The 15,310-nt window shown below is 60.4% G+C and carries 15 protein-coding genes; 14 read left to right on the top strand and 1 reads right to left on the bottom strand.

Annotation, left to right across the window (positions count from 1 at the left end):
* Positions 1 to 161 precede the first annotated feature (161 nt).
* The 14 genes from flhA (at position 162) to AC4LE2_RS13300 (ending at position 14,394) form a co-directional block, all read left to right on the top strand.
* On the top strand, positions 162 to 2,279 hold the full coding sequence (flhA, locus tag AC4LE2_RS13365; RefSeq protein ID WP_491828132.1) for a flagellar biosynthesis protein FlhA: 2,118 nt from the start codon (positions 162 to 164) through the stop codon (positions 2,277 to 2,279).
* Between the two features lie 11 nt (positions 2,280 to 2,290).
* The gene (gene flhF / locus AC4LE2_RS13360) at positions 2,291 to 3,613 is read left to right on the top strand and encodes a flagellar biosynthesis GTPase FlhF (protein WP_491826225.1); all 1,323 of its coding nucleotides are present in this window, start codon (positions 2,291 to 2,293) and stop codon (positions 3,611 to 3,613) included.
* A gap of 167 nt (positions 3,614 to 3,780) precedes the next feature.
* Positions 3,781 to 4,614, top strand: a complete 834-nt coding sequence (gene fleN, locus AC4LE2_RS13355; protein ID WP_491826224.1) for a flagellar synthesis regulator FleN — start codon at positions 3,781 to 3,783, stop codon at positions 4,612 to 4,614.
* The gene (fliA, locus tag AC4LE2_RS13350; protein WP_491826223.1) at positions 4,611 to 5,360 is read left to right on the top strand and encodes an RNA polymerase sigma factor FliA; all 750 of its coding nucleotides are present in this window, start codon (positions 4,611 to 4,613) and stop codon (positions 5,358 to 5,360) included. Before fleN ends, fliA begins: the two co-directional genes overlap by 4 nt.
* A 169-nt stretch (positions 5,361 to 5,529) precedes the next feature.
* Positions 5,530 to 5,904 carry a chemotaxis response regulator CheY gene (locus AC4LE2_RS13345; RefSeq protein ID WP_491826222.1) on the top strand — a complete coding sequence of 125 codons (375 nt, stop codon included), beginning with the start codon at positions 5,530 to 5,532 and terminating at the stop codon, positions 5,902 to 5,904.
* Positions 5,905 to 5,920: 16 nt separating this feature from the next.
* On the top strand, positions 5,921 to 6,709 hold the full coding sequence (locus AC4LE2_RS13340) for a protein phosphatase CheZ (RefSeq protein ID WP_491826221.1): 789 nt from the start codon (positions 5,921 to 5,923) through the stop codon (positions 6,707 to 6,709).
* A 77-nt stretch (positions 6,710 to 6,786) separates the two neighbouring features.
* Positions 6,787 to 8,970 carry a chemotaxis protein CheA gene (locus AC4LE2_RS13335; RefSeq protein WP_491826220.1) on the top strand — a complete coding sequence of 728 codons (2,184 nt, stop codon included), beginning with the start codon at positions 6,787 to 6,789 and terminating at the stop codon, positions 8,968 to 8,970.
* A 50-nt stretch (positions 8,971 to 9,020) separates the two neighbouring features.
* Complete coding sequence (locus tag AC4LE2_RS13330) at positions 9,021 to 10,130, top strand: protein-glutamate methylesterase/protein-glutamine glutaminase (protein WP_491826219.1); 1,110 nt, start codon at positions 9,021 to 9,023, stop codon at positions 10,128 to 10,130.
* Positions 10,130 to 10,870, top strand: coding sequence for a flagellar motor protein (locus AC4LE2_RS13325; protein WP_491826218.1), 741 nt, complete (start codon positions 10,130 to 10,132; stop codon positions 10,868 to 10,870). Before AC4LE2_RS13330 ends, AC4LE2_RS13325 begins: the two co-directional genes overlap by 1 nt.
* A gap of 3 nt (positions 10,871 to 10,873) precedes the next feature.
* Positions 10,874 to 11,755, top strand: coding sequence for a flagellar motor protein MotD (gene motD, locus AC4LE2_RS13320; RefSeq protein ID WP_491826217.1), 882 nt, complete (start codon positions 10,874 to 10,876; stop codon positions 11,753 to 11,755).
* Positions 11,756 to 11,787: 32 nt separating this feature from the next.
* A complete protein-coding gene (locus AC4LE2_RS13315; protein WP_491826216.1) occupies positions 11,788 to 12,576 on the top strand; it encodes a ParA family protein in 789 nt (262 codons plus the stop codon).
* 1 nt (position 12,577) lies between these two features.
* The gene (locus AC4LE2_RS13310) at positions 12,578 to 13,456 is read left to right on the top strand and encodes a CheW domain-containing protein (RefSeq protein ID WP_491826215.1); all 879 of its coding nucleotides are present in this window, start codon (positions 12,578 to 12,580) and stop codon (positions 13,454 to 13,456) included.
* 64 nt (positions 13,457 to 13,520) lie between these two features.
* Positions 13,521 to 14,000, top strand: a complete 480-nt coding sequence (locus AC4LE2_RS13305) for a chemotaxis protein CheW (RefSeq protein ID WP_491826214.1) — start codon at positions 13,521 to 13,523, stop codon at positions 13,998 to 14,000.
* A gap of 1 nt (position 14,001) precedes the next feature.
* On the top strand, positions 14,002 to 14,394 hold the full coding sequence (locus tag AC4LE2_RS13300; protein WP_491826213.1) for a DUF2802 domain-containing protein: 393 nt from the start codon (positions 14,002 to 14,004) through the stop codon (positions 14,392 to 14,394).
* A 52-nt stretch (positions 14,395 to 14,446) separates the two neighbouring features.
* Here AC4LE2_RS13300 and AC4LE2_RS13295 read toward each other — a convergent pair whose 3' ends face one another.
* Positions 14,447 to 15,202 carry an RHS repeat-associated core domain-containing protein gene (locus tag AC4LE2_RS13295; protein ID WP_491828131.1) on the bottom strand — a complete coding sequence of 252 codons (756 nt, stop codon included), beginning with the start codon at positions 15,200 to 15,202 and terminating at the stop codon, positions 14,447 to 14,449.
* Positions 15,203 to 15,310 lie beyond the last annotated feature (108 nt).

The raw sequence follows: 15,310 nt of genomic DNA, 5'->3' as shown, positions 1-15,310 counted from the left end.
GAGGTGTTCCATTTTTTGTGGGAGCCAACGGCAGTTGGCGAATAGGGTATATGGCCTGATTGAACGCTACTCGGCCGACACTGCCAAAACTGGAGAGATAATTGCAATGCCCCCGAAAGGACGCATGAGCGTCAAATGTTTGTGGGGAATTATAGATGGCGGTGGATCGCACACAATTTTTGAATAACGCACGCAGCCTTAGCCAGGGCAACCTTGGCGTGCCGCTGGCGCTGCTCGTCATGCTCGCCATGATGATGCTGCCGGTACCGCCGTTTCTGCTGGACGTGTTCTTCACGTTCAACATCGCGTTGTCGCTGGTAGTGCTGCTGGTGTGCGTGTATGCCATGCGCCCGCTGGATTTCGCGGTGTTCCCCACCATCCTGTTAGTGGCCACTCTGCTACGCCTGGCACTCAACGTGGCATCCACCCGCGTGGTCATGCTGCACGGCCATCAGGGCCACGAGGCCGCAGGCAAGGTGATCCAGGCGTTCGGTGAAGTGGTCATTGGCGGTAATTACGTGGTCGGTGGCGTGGTGTTCGCTATCCTGATGATCATTAACTTCGTGGTAGTGACCAAGGGCGCCGGGCGAATCTCCGAAGTAAGTGCACGCTTCACCCTCGACGCCATGCCCGGTAAGCAGATGGCGATCGACGCCGACTTGAACGCCGGCCTGATCGACCAGGCCGCAGCCAAACATCGCCGTGCTGAAGTGGCGCAAGAGGCTGAGTTCTACGGCTCCATGGACGGTGCGAGCAAGTTTGTACGCGGTGACGCCATCGCCGGCCTGCTTATTCTATTCATCAACTTGCTCGGTGGCATGGCCATCGGCATCTTGCAGCATGGCCTGAGCTTTGCCGACGCAGGCACGACTTACGCCCTGTTGACCATCGGTGACGGTTTGGTGGCGCAATTGCCGTCTCTGCTGCTGTCCACCGCCGCAGCCATCATGGTGACGCGAGCCTCCGGCTCCGAGGAGATGGGCAAGCAGATTGGCCGACAGATGTTCGACTCTCCCAAGGCACTGGGTGTGTCTGGAGCGCTGATGGCTGTCATGGGCTTGGTACCGGGCATGCCGCATATGGCGTTCCTGTCCCTGGCCGCAGCTGCTGGCGGCGGGGCGTACCTGCTGTGGAAGAAAAAGAATCAGGTCAAGCTGGAGGCGGCGGCCGAAGTGCAGCGCCAGCAAGAGTTGCTGCCTTCTCCGCAGCGCTCTCAGGAAACCAAAGAGCTGGGCTGGGATGACGTTACACCCATCGACATGATTGGCCTGGAAGTAGGTTACCGGTTGATCCCTTTGGTGGACCGCAACCAGGGTGGACAGCTGCTGGCGCGTATCAAAGGGGTGCGCAAGAAGCTCTCTCAGGATTTGGGCTTTCTCATGCCCACCGTTCACATCCGTGACAACCTCGACCTTGCACCCAGCGCCTACCGCCTTACCCTAATGGGAGTGATCCTGGCGGAAGCCGAGATTTACCCCGACCGCGAGCTGGCCATCAACCCAGGCCAGGTATTCGGCTCACTCAATGGTATTCAGGCGCGCGACCCCGCGTTCGGCCTGGAAGCCGTCTGGATCGAGATCAGCGCCCGGGCGCAGGCCCAGTCGTTGGGGTACACGGTGGTGGATGCCAGCACGGTCGTTGCCACCCACCTCAACCAGATCCTGCAAAAACACGCCCACGAGTTGATCGGCCATGAAGAGGTCCAACAACTGCTGCAAGTGCTGGCCAAGGGGTCGCCCAAATTGGCTGAGGAATTAGTGCCGGGGCTGATTACCTTGTCTGCTTTACTCAAGGTGCTGCAAGCGCTACTGGCCGAGCAGGTGCCGGTGCGAGATATCCGCAGCATCGCTGAAGCCATCGCTAACAGCGGGGCAAGGAGTCAAGATACCGCCGCGATGGTCAGTGCAGTGAGGGCAGGTTTATCACGTGCGATCGTCCAAAGCATTGTAGGTACGGAGTCTGAGCTACCTGTAATCACCCTGGAACCAAAGTTGGAACAGATATTGCTCAATAGTATTCAGAAGGCAGGGCAGGGGCAGGAAGATGGCGTTTTGCTTGAACCTAGCATGGCCGAGCGGCTGCAACGCTCGCTCATCGAGGCCTCCCAGCGTCAGGAAATGCAAGGGCAACCAGCTATTTTGCTGGTCGCTGGGCCGATTCGGACCATGTTGTCGCGTTTTGGCCGGTTGGCCGTACCGAACCTTCATGTGCTGGCCTACCAAGAAATACCGGACAACAAGCAAGTGACGATCGTAGCGACAGTAGGGCCCAACGGCTGAGGTAGCGGGATATGCAAGTAAAGCGTTTTTTCGCCGCGGATATGCGTCAAGCCATGAAATTGGTACGCGATGAGCTGGGCGCTGACGCTGCGATCATTGGCAACCGCCGGATCGCAGGGGGCGTAGAGCTTACCGCTGCGTTGGATTACAAACTGTCGGCCTTGGCCCCGCGCGTACCCAATGTTGAGTTGGAAGACGAGCTGCGCAAAACCCAGTCGCGTATCGTGTCGGCGCAGGTCGAACTCGACTCGCGCAGCGCCCACGATGGCGTGACCAATCGCCAGTTATTTGCAGGCTTGCCGCTGACCGCGCCCGAGCCTTTGATCGAGCCCACCTTGGCTGAAGCCCCGCGTGCGCCCGTTGCCGCCTCGCCTGCACCTGCGGCAGTGGACCAGCGCCTGTTCGACTCCATGCGTTCCGAGCTTTCTGGCTTGCGCGAGCTGCTGGAAGTGCAACTGGGCTCATTGGCCTGGACTCAATTACAAGGCAGCCGCCCAGAGCAGGCTACTCTATGGCGCAAGTTGCAGCGCATCGGGCTGTCTGGCCCGTTGTCGCGCGATTTGCTGGCTGAAGTGGACGGCATCGACGAGCCCCGCCAAGCCTGGCGCATGCTGTTGGCGCACTTGGCCAGAATGATCAGTACCCCAGAGGTAGAACCCCTGGAAGAAGGCGGCATCATCGCCATGGTAGGCCCCGCCGGCATGGGCAAGACTACCACCCTGGCCAAGCTGGCCGCACGTTACGTGCTCAAGTACGGCGCGCAGAACATCGCCTTGGTGAGCATGGACAGTTTCCGCATCGGGGCCCAGGAGCAACTTAAAACCCTGGGCCGTATCCTGAATGTAACCGTAACGCACGTAGACCCTGGGCAATCCCTGGCGCAGGCCTTGGAGCCTCTGCTGCGCAAGCGGGTGGTCTTGATCGACACCGCTGGCCTGCAGGCCAGTGACCCGGCGCTCAAGCTGCAACTTGAAAGCCTGGCGGGCCGTGGGATTCGGGCGCGCAATTACCTGGTGCTCGCCACAACCAGCCAGAAGCAGGTATTGACTGCGGCCTACCACAGTTACAAGCGTTGCGGCCTTGCAGGCTGTATCCTCACCAAACTCGATGAAACCGCGAGCCTGGGTGAAGTACTAAGCCTTGCGATCAGTCATGAATTGCCAGTGGCCTACCTGACTGACGGCCCACGTATCCCGGACGATCTGCACCTGCCTCGTCGGCACCAGTTGGTTAGCCGCGCGGTAAGTGTACAAATGCAGGAAGAGCCCAGCGAAGAGGCCATGGCCGATATGTTCGCCGACCTGTATCACAGCCCCAACAAGCGTGTGGGCTGAGGGCATGAAGACACATGAATGCATGCGCAAGTGGTTGCGCGACAGCGCGCCCCGACAGGGCGTGTTGCATGGCTTGAAACCTACCTGCACCGCACGCAGCGCAGGCTTGCCCAACAGGCAAGCCGGCCGTGGTGTAGCCAGCGTCTCAGTGACAGGGTAAAGAACGAATGGGCAGCATGCATCCCGTACAGGTGATTGCGGTGACCGGCGGCAAAGGTGGCGTCGGCAAGACAAACGTGTCAGTGAACCTCTCACTGGCACTGGCCGAACTCGGCCGGCGCGTGATGCTGATGGACGCCGACCTTGGCCTGGCCAATGTGGACGTATTACTGGGGCTTACTCCCAAGCGCACCTTGGCCGACGTAATAGAAGGCCGGTGTGAGCTGCGCGACGTACTGTTGCAGGGCCCAGGTGGCATCCGCATCATTCCCGCAGCGTCAGGCACCCAGACCATGGTCCACTTGACCACGGCTCAGCACGCCGGGCTGATCCAAGCCTTCAGTGAAGTCGGCGATAACCTGGACGTGCTGGTGATCGACACCGCCGCCGGGATCGGTGATTCAGTGGTGAGCTTCGTGCGCGCAGCCCAGGAGGTACTCTTGGTGGTATGCGACGAGCCCACCTCGATTACCGATGCCTACGCCTTGATCAAGCTGTTGAACCGCGATTACGGCATGAACCGCTTCAGGGTGCTGGCCAACATGGCCCAAAGCCCCCAAGAGGGGCGCAACCTGTTTGCCAAGCTTACTAAGGTGACCGACCGTTTTCTGGACGTCGCCCTCCAATATGTGGGTGCGGTGCCGTACGACGAGACCGTGCGTAAGGCCGTACAAAAGCAGCGTGCTGTGTACGAAGCGTTCCCACGCTCCAAATGCGCCCTGGCCTTCAAGGCCATCGCCCAGAAGGTGGATACCTGGCCGCTTCCCGCAAACCCGCGGGGGCACCTGGAATTCTTCGTCGAACGGTTGGTACAGCAAACCAGTGCGGGGCCTGTCTCATGAGCGCCAGTGGATACCGGATGTACAACAATGCTTCTCGGCAGTCGCAGCAGCATGAACTGATCGAGCGTTATGCACCCTTGGTCAAGCGCATCGCCTATCACTTGCTGGCGCGGTTGCCAGCCAGTGTGCAGGTCGAAGATTTGATCCAGGCCGGCATGATCGGGCTATTGGAAGTGGCCAACAAATACGACGCCAGCAAGGGGGCCAGTTTCGAGACCTATGCAGGCATTCGTATCCGTGGCGCGATGCTCGACGAAGTGCGCAAAGGCGACTGGGCACCTCGCTCAGTGCACCGTAATACCCGTACCGTCAGCGAGGCCATTCGAAGAATTGAAGCGCGAACGGGTCGCGACGCTAAAGATCATGAAGTTGCTGCCGAACTTAACATGAAGATCGACGAGTACTACTCGATTCTCAACGATACGTTGGGAAGCCGGTTGTTCAGCTTCGACGATCTGTTGCAGGACGGTGATCACGAGGGGCTTCACGAAGACGGCGCCAGTGGGAGTGGTGAGCCCGCCCGAGGCTTGGAAGACGAGCGCTTCCAATCGGCCTTGGCGGACGCCATCGCTAATTTGCCAGAGCGTGAGCGGTTGGTGCTGGCGCTGTATTACGACGAAGAACTCAACCTCAAGGAAATCGGTGAGGTGTTGGGGGTAAGTGAGTCTCGGGTCAGTCAGCTTCATAGCCAATGTGCGGCGCGTTTACGCAGTCGTCTTGGCGAATGGCGGGCCGCCGCGCGATAAGCCCTGCCGTAACAGCAGGGCTTGCCCGCGATAGCGTGCTTCTCATGCAGCGGCCGGTCGCAGGCAATGTATGCGGTTATGGGTTTATCGCACACCTAATGAATTCGATTGACTGCGCACCCCGGAGTGGGCGTGTTTGAGACTGCTGGAGGTCTACTTGGACAAGAACATGAAAATCCTCATCGTTGATGATTTCTCGACGATGAGGCGGATCATTAAGAACCTGCTACGCGACTTGGGCTTTACCAATACCTCCGAAGCCGACGACGGCGTCACGGCATTGCCGATGCTGCAAAGCGGCTCGTTCGACTTTCTGGTGACGGACTGGAACATGCCCGGCATGACCGGCATCGAGCTGCTGCGCCAGGTGCGCGCCGATGACCGTCTCAAGCACCTGCCGGTGTTAATGGTAACGGCCGAAGCCAAGCGTGAACAAATCATCGAAGCGGCTCAGGCCGGCGTCAATGGCTACGTAGTCAAGCCTTTCACCGCTCAGGTGCTCAAAGAGAAGATTGAAAAAATCTTCGAACGCGTGAACAGCTGAGCTGCCAGGGGGCGCTATGGAGTCCAGTAAACTGCCGTTGGGTGACTTTGAATCCACCCTGAAAACCCATGCCCGCCAGCTGGTCGAAAGCCTTGAAAAGGGGCAATTCGGCGAAGCGGTAGGGTTGATCCATGAGTTAAACCAGACGCGTGATCGCGGGCTGTATCAGGAAGTGGGCAAGCTCACTCGCGAATTGCACAGCGCTATCGTTAATTTTCAGATTGACCCTCGCTCGCCTCGGGCCGAAGAAATGTCGGGGATCACCGATGCTACCGAGCGCCTTGATTACGTGGTACGGCTGACGGAAAACGCCGCCAACCGCACCATGGACCTGGTCGAGCAGAGCACGCCCGTGGTCCACGATCTGGGCGAAGAGGCCAAGGCGCTGCGCACGGACTGGCAGCGCTTCATGCGCCGGGAAGTCCAGGCCGATGAGTTCCGTGAGCTCGTCAAGCGCATGGACACCTTCCTGGCGCGCAGCGAAACCGACGCCGACGTGCTGTCCACCCACCTCAACGACATCTTGCTCGCCCAGGATTTCCAGGACCTCACAGGCCAGGTAATCAAGCGCGTAACCTCGTTGGTGACCGAGGTAGAAGCGAACCTGCTCAAACTGGTGCTGATGGCCAGCCAGGTAGACCGCTTTGCAGGTATCCATCACGACGAAGAAAGCCTGCGCCAAGAAAAAAATCCTGAAAAAGACCCGTCCCGGGGTGAAGGTCCGCAGATTCATGCCGATAAGCGTGAAGACGTCGTATCCGGTCAGGACGATGTGGACGACTTGCTCTCCAGCTTAGGTTTCTAAGCGGTTGCGGTCGTCGGACAGGCGCCTTCGCGCTATCCGGGCCGCACGCCATTTTCAGCATTCCAGGGAGCAACCAAATGAGCTTCGGCGCCGATGAAGAGATCCTCCAGGACTTCCTGGTTGAGGCCGGCGAGATCCTCGAGCAGCTATCTGAACAGTTAGTCGAGCTGGAAAGCCGACCCGACGACGCAAACCTGCTCAATGCGATTTTTCGTGGTTTTCATACTGTCAAAGGCGGCGCCGGCTTTCTCCAGCTCAATGAGCTGGTGGAGTGCTGTCACATCGCCGAAAACGTGTTCGACATCCTGCGTAAGGGCGAACGCCGAGTAGACTCCGAGCTGATGGACGTAGTGCTCGAAGCGCTGGACACGGTCAATAGCATGTTTGGTGAGGTTCGCGAGCGTGCCCCGCTGACCCCTGCCACCCCCCAATTACTCGCGGCGTTGGCCCGACTGGCCGAGCCGGCAGGCGCGCAGCCGGCGGTCGCAGCCCCTGCACCCGCCGTGGTGGCTGCGCCGATGCCCGGCACCGGTTTCGATGCCCTTATGAGCAGCCTGGACGACGAACACACCCACGCCGCCAGCGACGACATTACCGACTCCGAATTCGAATCCCTGCTCGACCAACTCCATGGCAAAGGGCAGTTTGCCGCGGATACCGTGGCAGCAGCGCCTGCGGCCCCTGCTCCAGCAGTTGGCAGCGATGAAATCACCGACGCTGAATTCGAATCGCTGCTGGACCAGTTGCACGGCAAAGGCAGCTTCGCCGCTGACAACCTGGCCGGTACACCTGCACCGGCGCCCGCGCCACCTGTGGCAGTGCCCGCAGCGGGCGGTGGCGACCTGATTACCGACACTGAATTTGAAGACCTGCTTGACCAGCTTCATGGCAAGGGCAAGTTCGCGGCGGATGCCACCGCAGCCCAGGCGCCTGCTGCTCCTGCGCAGGTAGCCCCAGCGCCCAAAGCTGTCGCGCCGGGCGTCGCCGCGCCGGGCGCCGCCGCGCCGGCCGTTCCTGTGCCCGCACCGGCTGCTGCTGCCGCGCCGGCTGCCGCCCGTGCACCTTCGGGGGAAAAACCCGTCGTCAACGAGGCTGAAACCACCGTACGGGTCGACACCGCTCGGCTGGATGAAATCATGAACATGGTGGGCGAGCTGGTACTGGTGCGTAACCGCTTGGTGCGCCTGGGCCTGAACAGCAGCGATGAAGCCATGTCCAAGGCCGTCTCCAACCTGGACGTCGTCACCGCTGACCTGCAAACGTCGGTGATGAAGACCCGGATGCAGCCTATCAAGAAAGTCTTTGGCCGCTTCCCCCGTCTGGTACGCGACCTGGCACGCCAGCTCAAGAAAGAAATCACCCTGGAGCTGGTGGGCGAAGAAACCGACCTGGACAAGAACCTGGTCGAAGCCTTGGCCGACCCCTTGGTCCACTTGGTGCGCAACGCTGTGGACCACGGCGTAGAAATGCCGGACGAGCGTGAAGCGGCCGACAAGCCGCGCTCTGGCAAGGTCGTGCTGTCTGCCGAGCAGGAAGGCGACCACATTCTGTTGTCCATCTCCGACGACGGCAAGGGCATGGACCCTGCCGTGTTGCGCGCCAAAGCGGTAGAGAAGGGCGTGATGGACAAAGACGCCGCTGATCGGCTGTCTGAGACCGACTGTTACAACCTGATCTTTGCCCCTGGGTTCTCGACCAAGACCGAAATCTCGGACGTGTCCGGGCGCGGCGTGGGCATGGATGTGGTGAAAACCAAGATCTCCCAGCTCAACGGCTCGATCAACATCTACTCGGCCAAGGGTCAGGGCTCGAAGATTGTCATCAAGGTCCCGCTGACCCTGGCGATCATGCCTACCTTGATGGTGATGCTGGGCAACCAGGCCTTTGCCTTCCCCCTGGTCAGCGTGAACGAGATTTTCCACCTCGACCTGTCTCGCACCAACGTGGTGGATGGTCAGGAAGTGGTCATCGTGCGCGACAAAGCCTTGCCGCTGTTCTACCTCAAGCGCTGGCTGGTGCCAGGTGCCCAAGACAGCGAGCAGCGCGAGGGCCACGTAGTGATTCTGTCGGTAGGCACCCAGCGCATAGGGTTCGTGGTGGACCAACTGGTAGGGCAGGAAGAGGTGGTCATCAAACCGCTGGGCAAGATGCTTCAGGGCACGCCTGGTATGTCAGGCGCTACCATTACGGGTGACGGCCGCATTGCGCTGATTCTCGATGTGCCTAGCATGCTCAAGCGTTACGCCGCCCGGCGTATCTGATACCACCCGCCGCCAGCCCGCAAAGGCTGGCGGCCTGTAACGGAGTTACTATGGCAGTCACAGTCCTGGTGGTGGACGATTCTGGCTTTTTCCGCCGCCGTCTTACCGAAATCCTCTCGCAGGACAGCAATATCAAGGTCGTAGGCACCGCCAGCAATGGTCGAGAGGCCATCGACCAAGCGGTGGCGCTCAAGCCTGACGTCATCACCATGGACTATGAGATGCCGATGATGGACGGCATCACGGCCGTCCGGCACATCATGCAACGCTGCCCTACACCGGTGTTGATGTTCTCATCGCTTACCCATGAAGGCGCCCGGGTTACTTTGGACGCGCTGGATGCAGGCGCGGTGGATTTCCTGCCGAAGAATTTCGAAGACATCTCGCGCAACCCGGACAAAGTTCGCCAATTGCTGTGCGAGAAGGTGAACTCCATCGCGCGCAGTAACCGGCGCCTGACCTCACACGCTGCCCCTGCGTCGGCCCCCGCGCCACGCGACGCCCTGCCTACCCGAACCGCCCCGCGGCCCGCCGCCGCTGCGCCTGCGCAGGCCCCTCGTGCGCCTGCACCGGCCACCAGCGGGCCGCCCAAGCGCAAGGCGTATAAATTATTGGCAATCGGCACCTCGACCGGTGGCCCGGTGGCCTTGCAGAAGGTACTCACTCAACTGCCCGCCAATTTCCCGTCGCCTATCGTGCTGATCCAGCACATGCCTGCAGCCTTCACCAAGGCCTTTGCAGAGCGCCTGGATAAACTCTGCCGTATTTCGGTCAAGGAAGCCGAGGACGGCGACCAGTTGCGTCCAGGGCTGGCCTTGCTGGCGCCGGGTGGCAAACAAATGATGGTCGATGCCCGGGGTACGGTGAAGATCCTGCCGGGTGACGAGCGTTTGAACTACAAGCCGTGCGTGGACATCACCTTTGGCTCGGCGGCAAAAAGCTTTGGCGACAAAGTGCTGGCCGTGATCCTGACCGGCATGGGGGCCGATGGCCGCGAGGGCGCGCGCTTGCTCAAGCAAGTCGGTAGCCAGGTATGGGCGCAGGATGAAGCCAGCAGCGTGATCTATGGCATGCCCATGGCGGTAGCCAAGGCTGGCCTGACCGACGCGGTTTATAGCTTGGACGATATGGGCCGTCACCTGGCGGAGGCGTGTCAGTAATGGACGTACTTAGCCTCATTGGCATCATTCTGGCGTTCGTCGCGATTGTAGGCGGCAACTTCCTCGAAGGCGGTCACTTGCCTTCGTTGCTCAACGGGCCTGCGGGCCTGATCGTGCTGGGCGGCACCTTGGCAGCGGCGCTGCTGCAAACCCCGATGAACGCGTTCAAGCGGGCCTTGCAGATCCTGCCGTGGATTCTGTTCCCGCCACGGGTCGATTTGGCCGGGGGTATCGACAGGGTAGTGAACTGGAGTCTGGTTGCGCGCAAAGAAGGCCTGCTGGGCCTGGAAAGCGTCGCCGACGGCGAGCCTGACAGCTACGCCCGCAAGGGCTTGCAGTTGCTGGTGGACGGTGCCGAGCCCGAAGCCATCCGTAGCATCCTGGAGGTGGATTTCTTCGGCCAGGAAAGCCGAGACATCCAGGCCGCCAAAGTGTACGAGTGCATGGGGGGTTATGCGCCCACCATCGGCATCATTGGTGCCGTGATGGGGTTGATCCATGTCATGGGCAACCTGGCGGACCCTTCACAACTGGGAAGTGGCATAGCCGTTGCTTTCGTAGCCACTATCTACGGTGTGGCGTCAGCCAATCTGGTGTTGCTGCCCATCGCCAATAAGCTCAAGGCACTGGCGCAGCGCCAGGCGCGGTACCGGGAAATGCTCCTGGAAGGGCTGCTCTCGATCGCGGAAGGTGAAAACCCCCGGTCCATCGAACTGAAGCTGCAAGGCTTCATGGAGTAACTGATGCGTCGTCGCCGGGCTACCGAAGAGCACGAGAATCATGAACGCTGGCTGGTGTCCTACGCCGACTTCATTACCCTGCTGTTTGCCTTTTTCGTAGTGATGTATTCCATCTCTTCGGTCAACGAGGGCAAGTACAAGGTGCTGTCCGACGCCCTGGTGGGGGTATTCAACGACCAGCAGCGCTCGCTCAAACCCATCCCCATCGGGGATGAGCGCCCTCGTACCACTCAGCCTGCCACGCCATTGGACACAGACAGCGATGAGCCCGACGCCGCAATCACCCCGGCGGACCCCTTTCAGTCCATCACCGACCAGGTGCGCAGCGCGTTTGGTGACTTGATTGCCGCCGACCAGTTGACCGTGCGTGGCAATGAACTGTGGATCGAAATCGAGCTCAAGTCGGGGCTGCTGTTTGGCAGTGGCGATGCCATTCCCAGCGACCGCGCCTTTGCCATCGTCGAAAAGGTCGCCGGCATTTTGCAGCCCTTCGCCAACCCGGTACACGTTGAGGGGTTCACTGACAACCAGCCCATACGCACCGCCCAGTACCCTACCAACTGGGAGCTGGCCTCGGCGCGGGCGTCTAGCATTGTGCGCATGCTGGCCATGGACGGCATCGACCCCAGCCGTATGGCAGCGGTGGGCTATGGCGAGTACCAGCCTGTAGCCAGCAACGACAGCGCAGAGGGACGTGCGCGTAACCGCCGGGTCGTGCTAGTGATCTCTCGTAACTTGGAGGTGCGCCGTAGCCTTACCGGTACCGGCACAGCCAATACTGCCCCGGACGCTGCGCTTAAGCGGGCTGGCACACTACATGCAAAGTCCGAGGGAATGCAGCCGGTGGTGGGGCAAACCGTCAAAACCCCGTCGCCCACGTTGTAGACCGTTCTAAACCGGTATTGGAACCCGAATACATGAGAGTCTGGGCAATTGCCAATCAAAAAGGTGGCGTCGGCAAGACCACCACGACCGTTGCGCTGGCCGGCCTGTTGGCGGACGCCGGCAAGCGCGTGGTGGTGGTAGACCTCGACCCCCATGGCTCGCTGACCAGCTATTTCGGCAATGACCCGGACGGGCAAGAACACAGCTGCTATGACCTGTTCCTCAACCGTGGCGCAGTACCTGAAGGCCTGCCGGGCCAATTGTTGCTGCCCACCACGGACGAACGCATTTCGTTGCTGCCCTCCAGCACCGCGCTGGCGACCTTGGAGCGCCAGTCCCCTAGCCAAAGCGGCTTAGGGTTGGTGATTGCCAAGGCATTGGCGCAACTGTGGCAAGACTTCGACTATGCCCTGATCGACAGCCCGCCGCTGTTGGGCGTGCTGATGGTCAATGCCCTGGCAGCCAGCCAGCAGTTGATTGTGCCCGTGCAAACCGAACACCTGGCCGTAAACGGCCTGGAGCGCATGATCAGTACCCTGACCATGATTAACCGCTCACGCAAACAGCCACTGCCCTACAGCATCGTCCCAACCTTGTTCGACCGCCGTACTCAAGCCTCGCTCGGCACACTCAGGTTGCTGCGCGACCGTTGGCAGGACAGCGTGTGGGAAGGCTACATCCCCGTGGACACCCGTTTGCGCGATGCCAGCCGGGCAGGGGTGGCGCCGTCGCACTTCGACCCTAAAAGCCGGGGCGTGATCGCTTATCGTGCCCTGCTCAAGCACCTGCTTGAGCAGCAACTTCAGAGCCAGGTGGCCTGACATGCGCAAGCCCGTGGATACCGCCCAACTTCCCAAGCAGGCCTTGCAGGCCTACCTGGACGGCTTGCTTCAGGAAGCCACCGAAGCCGCGCCGCTGGAGCCGGAGCCCGTACCTGTGGCAACCGTGCCTGTGCAGGCGAGCGCCCCGGCGCCTGAGGACGACTTCGAAGCCGCCGTGCGCGAGGAGCAGGCCCGTGATGGGCAGGTGCCTACCGCCCGCGCGCCGGCTGACGCTGTTGCACCTGCTCCTGCCACACCTACACCCGAGCCGCCACCGACAGTGGACGCGCCCGTCGCCACAGTTGGGCAGGCCGGCGGCCCCGCCGCCCCCGTTGCACTGGGCCCGCCCGCGTGGGCAGACGAGCCCTTCGAGTGCCTGTTGTTTGACGTTGCCGGGCTTACCTTGGCAGTGCCGTTGGTGTGCCTGGGTTCTATCTACCCGCTGGCCGGGCAAGAGCTGACACCGTTGTTCGGGCAGCCAGAGTGGTTCCTGGGCCTGCTGCCCAGCCACAACGGCAACCTTAAAGTATTGGATACCGCCCGCTGGGTGATGCCGGACCGCTACCGGGACGACTTCCAGCAGGGCTTGCAGTATGTGATTTCCGTGCAAGGCTACGAGTGGGGCCTGGCGGTGCATTCCGTAAGCCGTTCCCTGCGCCTGGACCCGAGCGAAGTCAAATGGCGGGGCCAGCGCGGCCAGCGGCCCTGGCTGGCCGGTACGGTGATCGAGCACATGTGTGCGCTACTGGATGTGGCGCAATTGGCTGAGATGATTTCCAGCGGCGCGATCAAACGTCAGGAAGCTGAAGCCCGGGCCAACGCCAAGGCGCAGGCCGATGCAAAAGCTCAAGCCGCTGCCGCAAGCCGGCGTAAACGATAATTCCCTTGGCCATGTGGCCGGGGCATGCTTAACAGACCGCAACAGCGGGAGCGAGGGGTAGGGTATGAGTAAAGCGTCTGGCAAGGGTACTGAAGATCCGATCCTGCAATGGGTCACCTTCCGCCTGGATAACGAAACCTATGGCATCAATGTGATGCAGGTTCAAGAAGTGCTGCGTTACACCGAAATCGCCCCGGTTCCCGGTGCGCCTACCTATGTACTGGGGATCATCAACCTACGCGGCAACGTGGTGACAGTCATCGACACCCGCCAGCGGTTTGGCCTGGCGTCCAGCGATGTGACCGACAACACCCGTATCGTCATCATCGAGGCAGACAAACAGGTGGTGGGCATCCTGGTCGACAGCGTGGCGGAAGTGGTGTACTTGCGCCAGTCTGAAGTTGAGACGGCGCCGAACGTGGGCAACGAAGAGTCCGCCAAGTTTATCCAAGGCGTGTGCAACAAGAACGGCGAGCTGCTGATTCTGGTCGAACTCGACAAGATGATGAGCGAAGAAGAGTGGTCGGACCTGGAGAACATCTGAGTTGATCCTAGAAGCCGCCGTCATCGTCCTCGCCGTTCTCTGGATAGGGTCGGTGGCGATGTTTTTGTCCTACAGCCGCAACCAGCAACGCCTGGCCGCCGAACAGGCGGCAGGCGATGCAGTGCGCGATCAACGTATCCGTGAACTGGCCAAGCGCCTGGACGACTACCAGAACGGCACCGTGCGCATGGGTGACGCCATTCACGAACTGCGCGCGGTGGTGGCGCCGTTGCCGGATAAACTCCTGCAGTTGGAACAGCGCGACCCAGACACCCTCTCGTTCGACCAGGCCGCCAAGTTGGTGCAGATGGGCGCAACCATCGACGAACTGACCCAGGCCTGTGGGTTAACACAGGCCGAGGCAGCGTTGATGACGCGGATGCATGGGGGGTGAGGGCCCCTGTTGAGTTGCAATGGCTTTTTTCTGGGATCAGGCCTGAGGGCCTTTAGTCAGCGCCTTGCCTGAACGCCGTGACGCGCTTATAGGAAGGATCTGTGGCTTCCGCGTAGCTGGGAGGCGGCACGGCGTCATCGTAACTAGGAGGCGGACTGTGATGTGGAGGCTGGGCATTTGATCGAGCCCCAGTATGCGCGGCTATAGACTCTAGGGAGCTAGAACTACTCACTCTCCCCCTGACTGCATAGCGGTCACGTCCTGGTCTCATCCTAAGATCCACGAACTCATTGATATCATCGGTACCAAACCTTGCCCGCCTTGGAAAGACCGGTGTAGGGGGTGTAGGAGGTAGAGACATCGATCCACTCGTGAGAGAAGAGGCGTGCGACAGTGAAGTTGAAGAACGTGAGGCCAGGTTATTTCCCGTTATCGATAAGGGACTTGCCCCAGCAGGCGTAACGGGTGATCTTGCAATCGGACTAACATCAAGAAGCACCGCCGACGAGGAGGTCGATTGCCGTGTGGTTCGCCCTAAGATCCGTCTTAGCGCTCTGCGGATCGCGCTACCCAAACTATGGCCACTTGGATCAATTTCGTTAACAGGGTCGGCTCCGCAATAGGCGTAGGCATTGATTCCGCCGTCTCCAAAAGGGCTGTAGCTGTCAGCAGACATAAATCGAAGTAAGAAGGTGGAATACCCTCTATATCCATTACCCAATAGATAGCATCCCGTAACAGGTTCTTTCATCTGCCCAGTAAATCCAATTCTATGAGTTTGCGAGTAACCGAAAGCGGTATAATTCATCCGCTTGCCTGAATCTAACGTTAGCCGCAAGACAGGAGAGCCTAGACTGTCGGCGACCAATAATGTGGGGGTTGGAGAGGCAGGCGGAGAATTTTGCATGGGGCAATT

It is taken from the genome of Pseudomonas sp. 9.3L (assembly GCF_058536285.1).
This window is presented reverse-complemented; position numbering and strand designations above follow the sequence as displayed.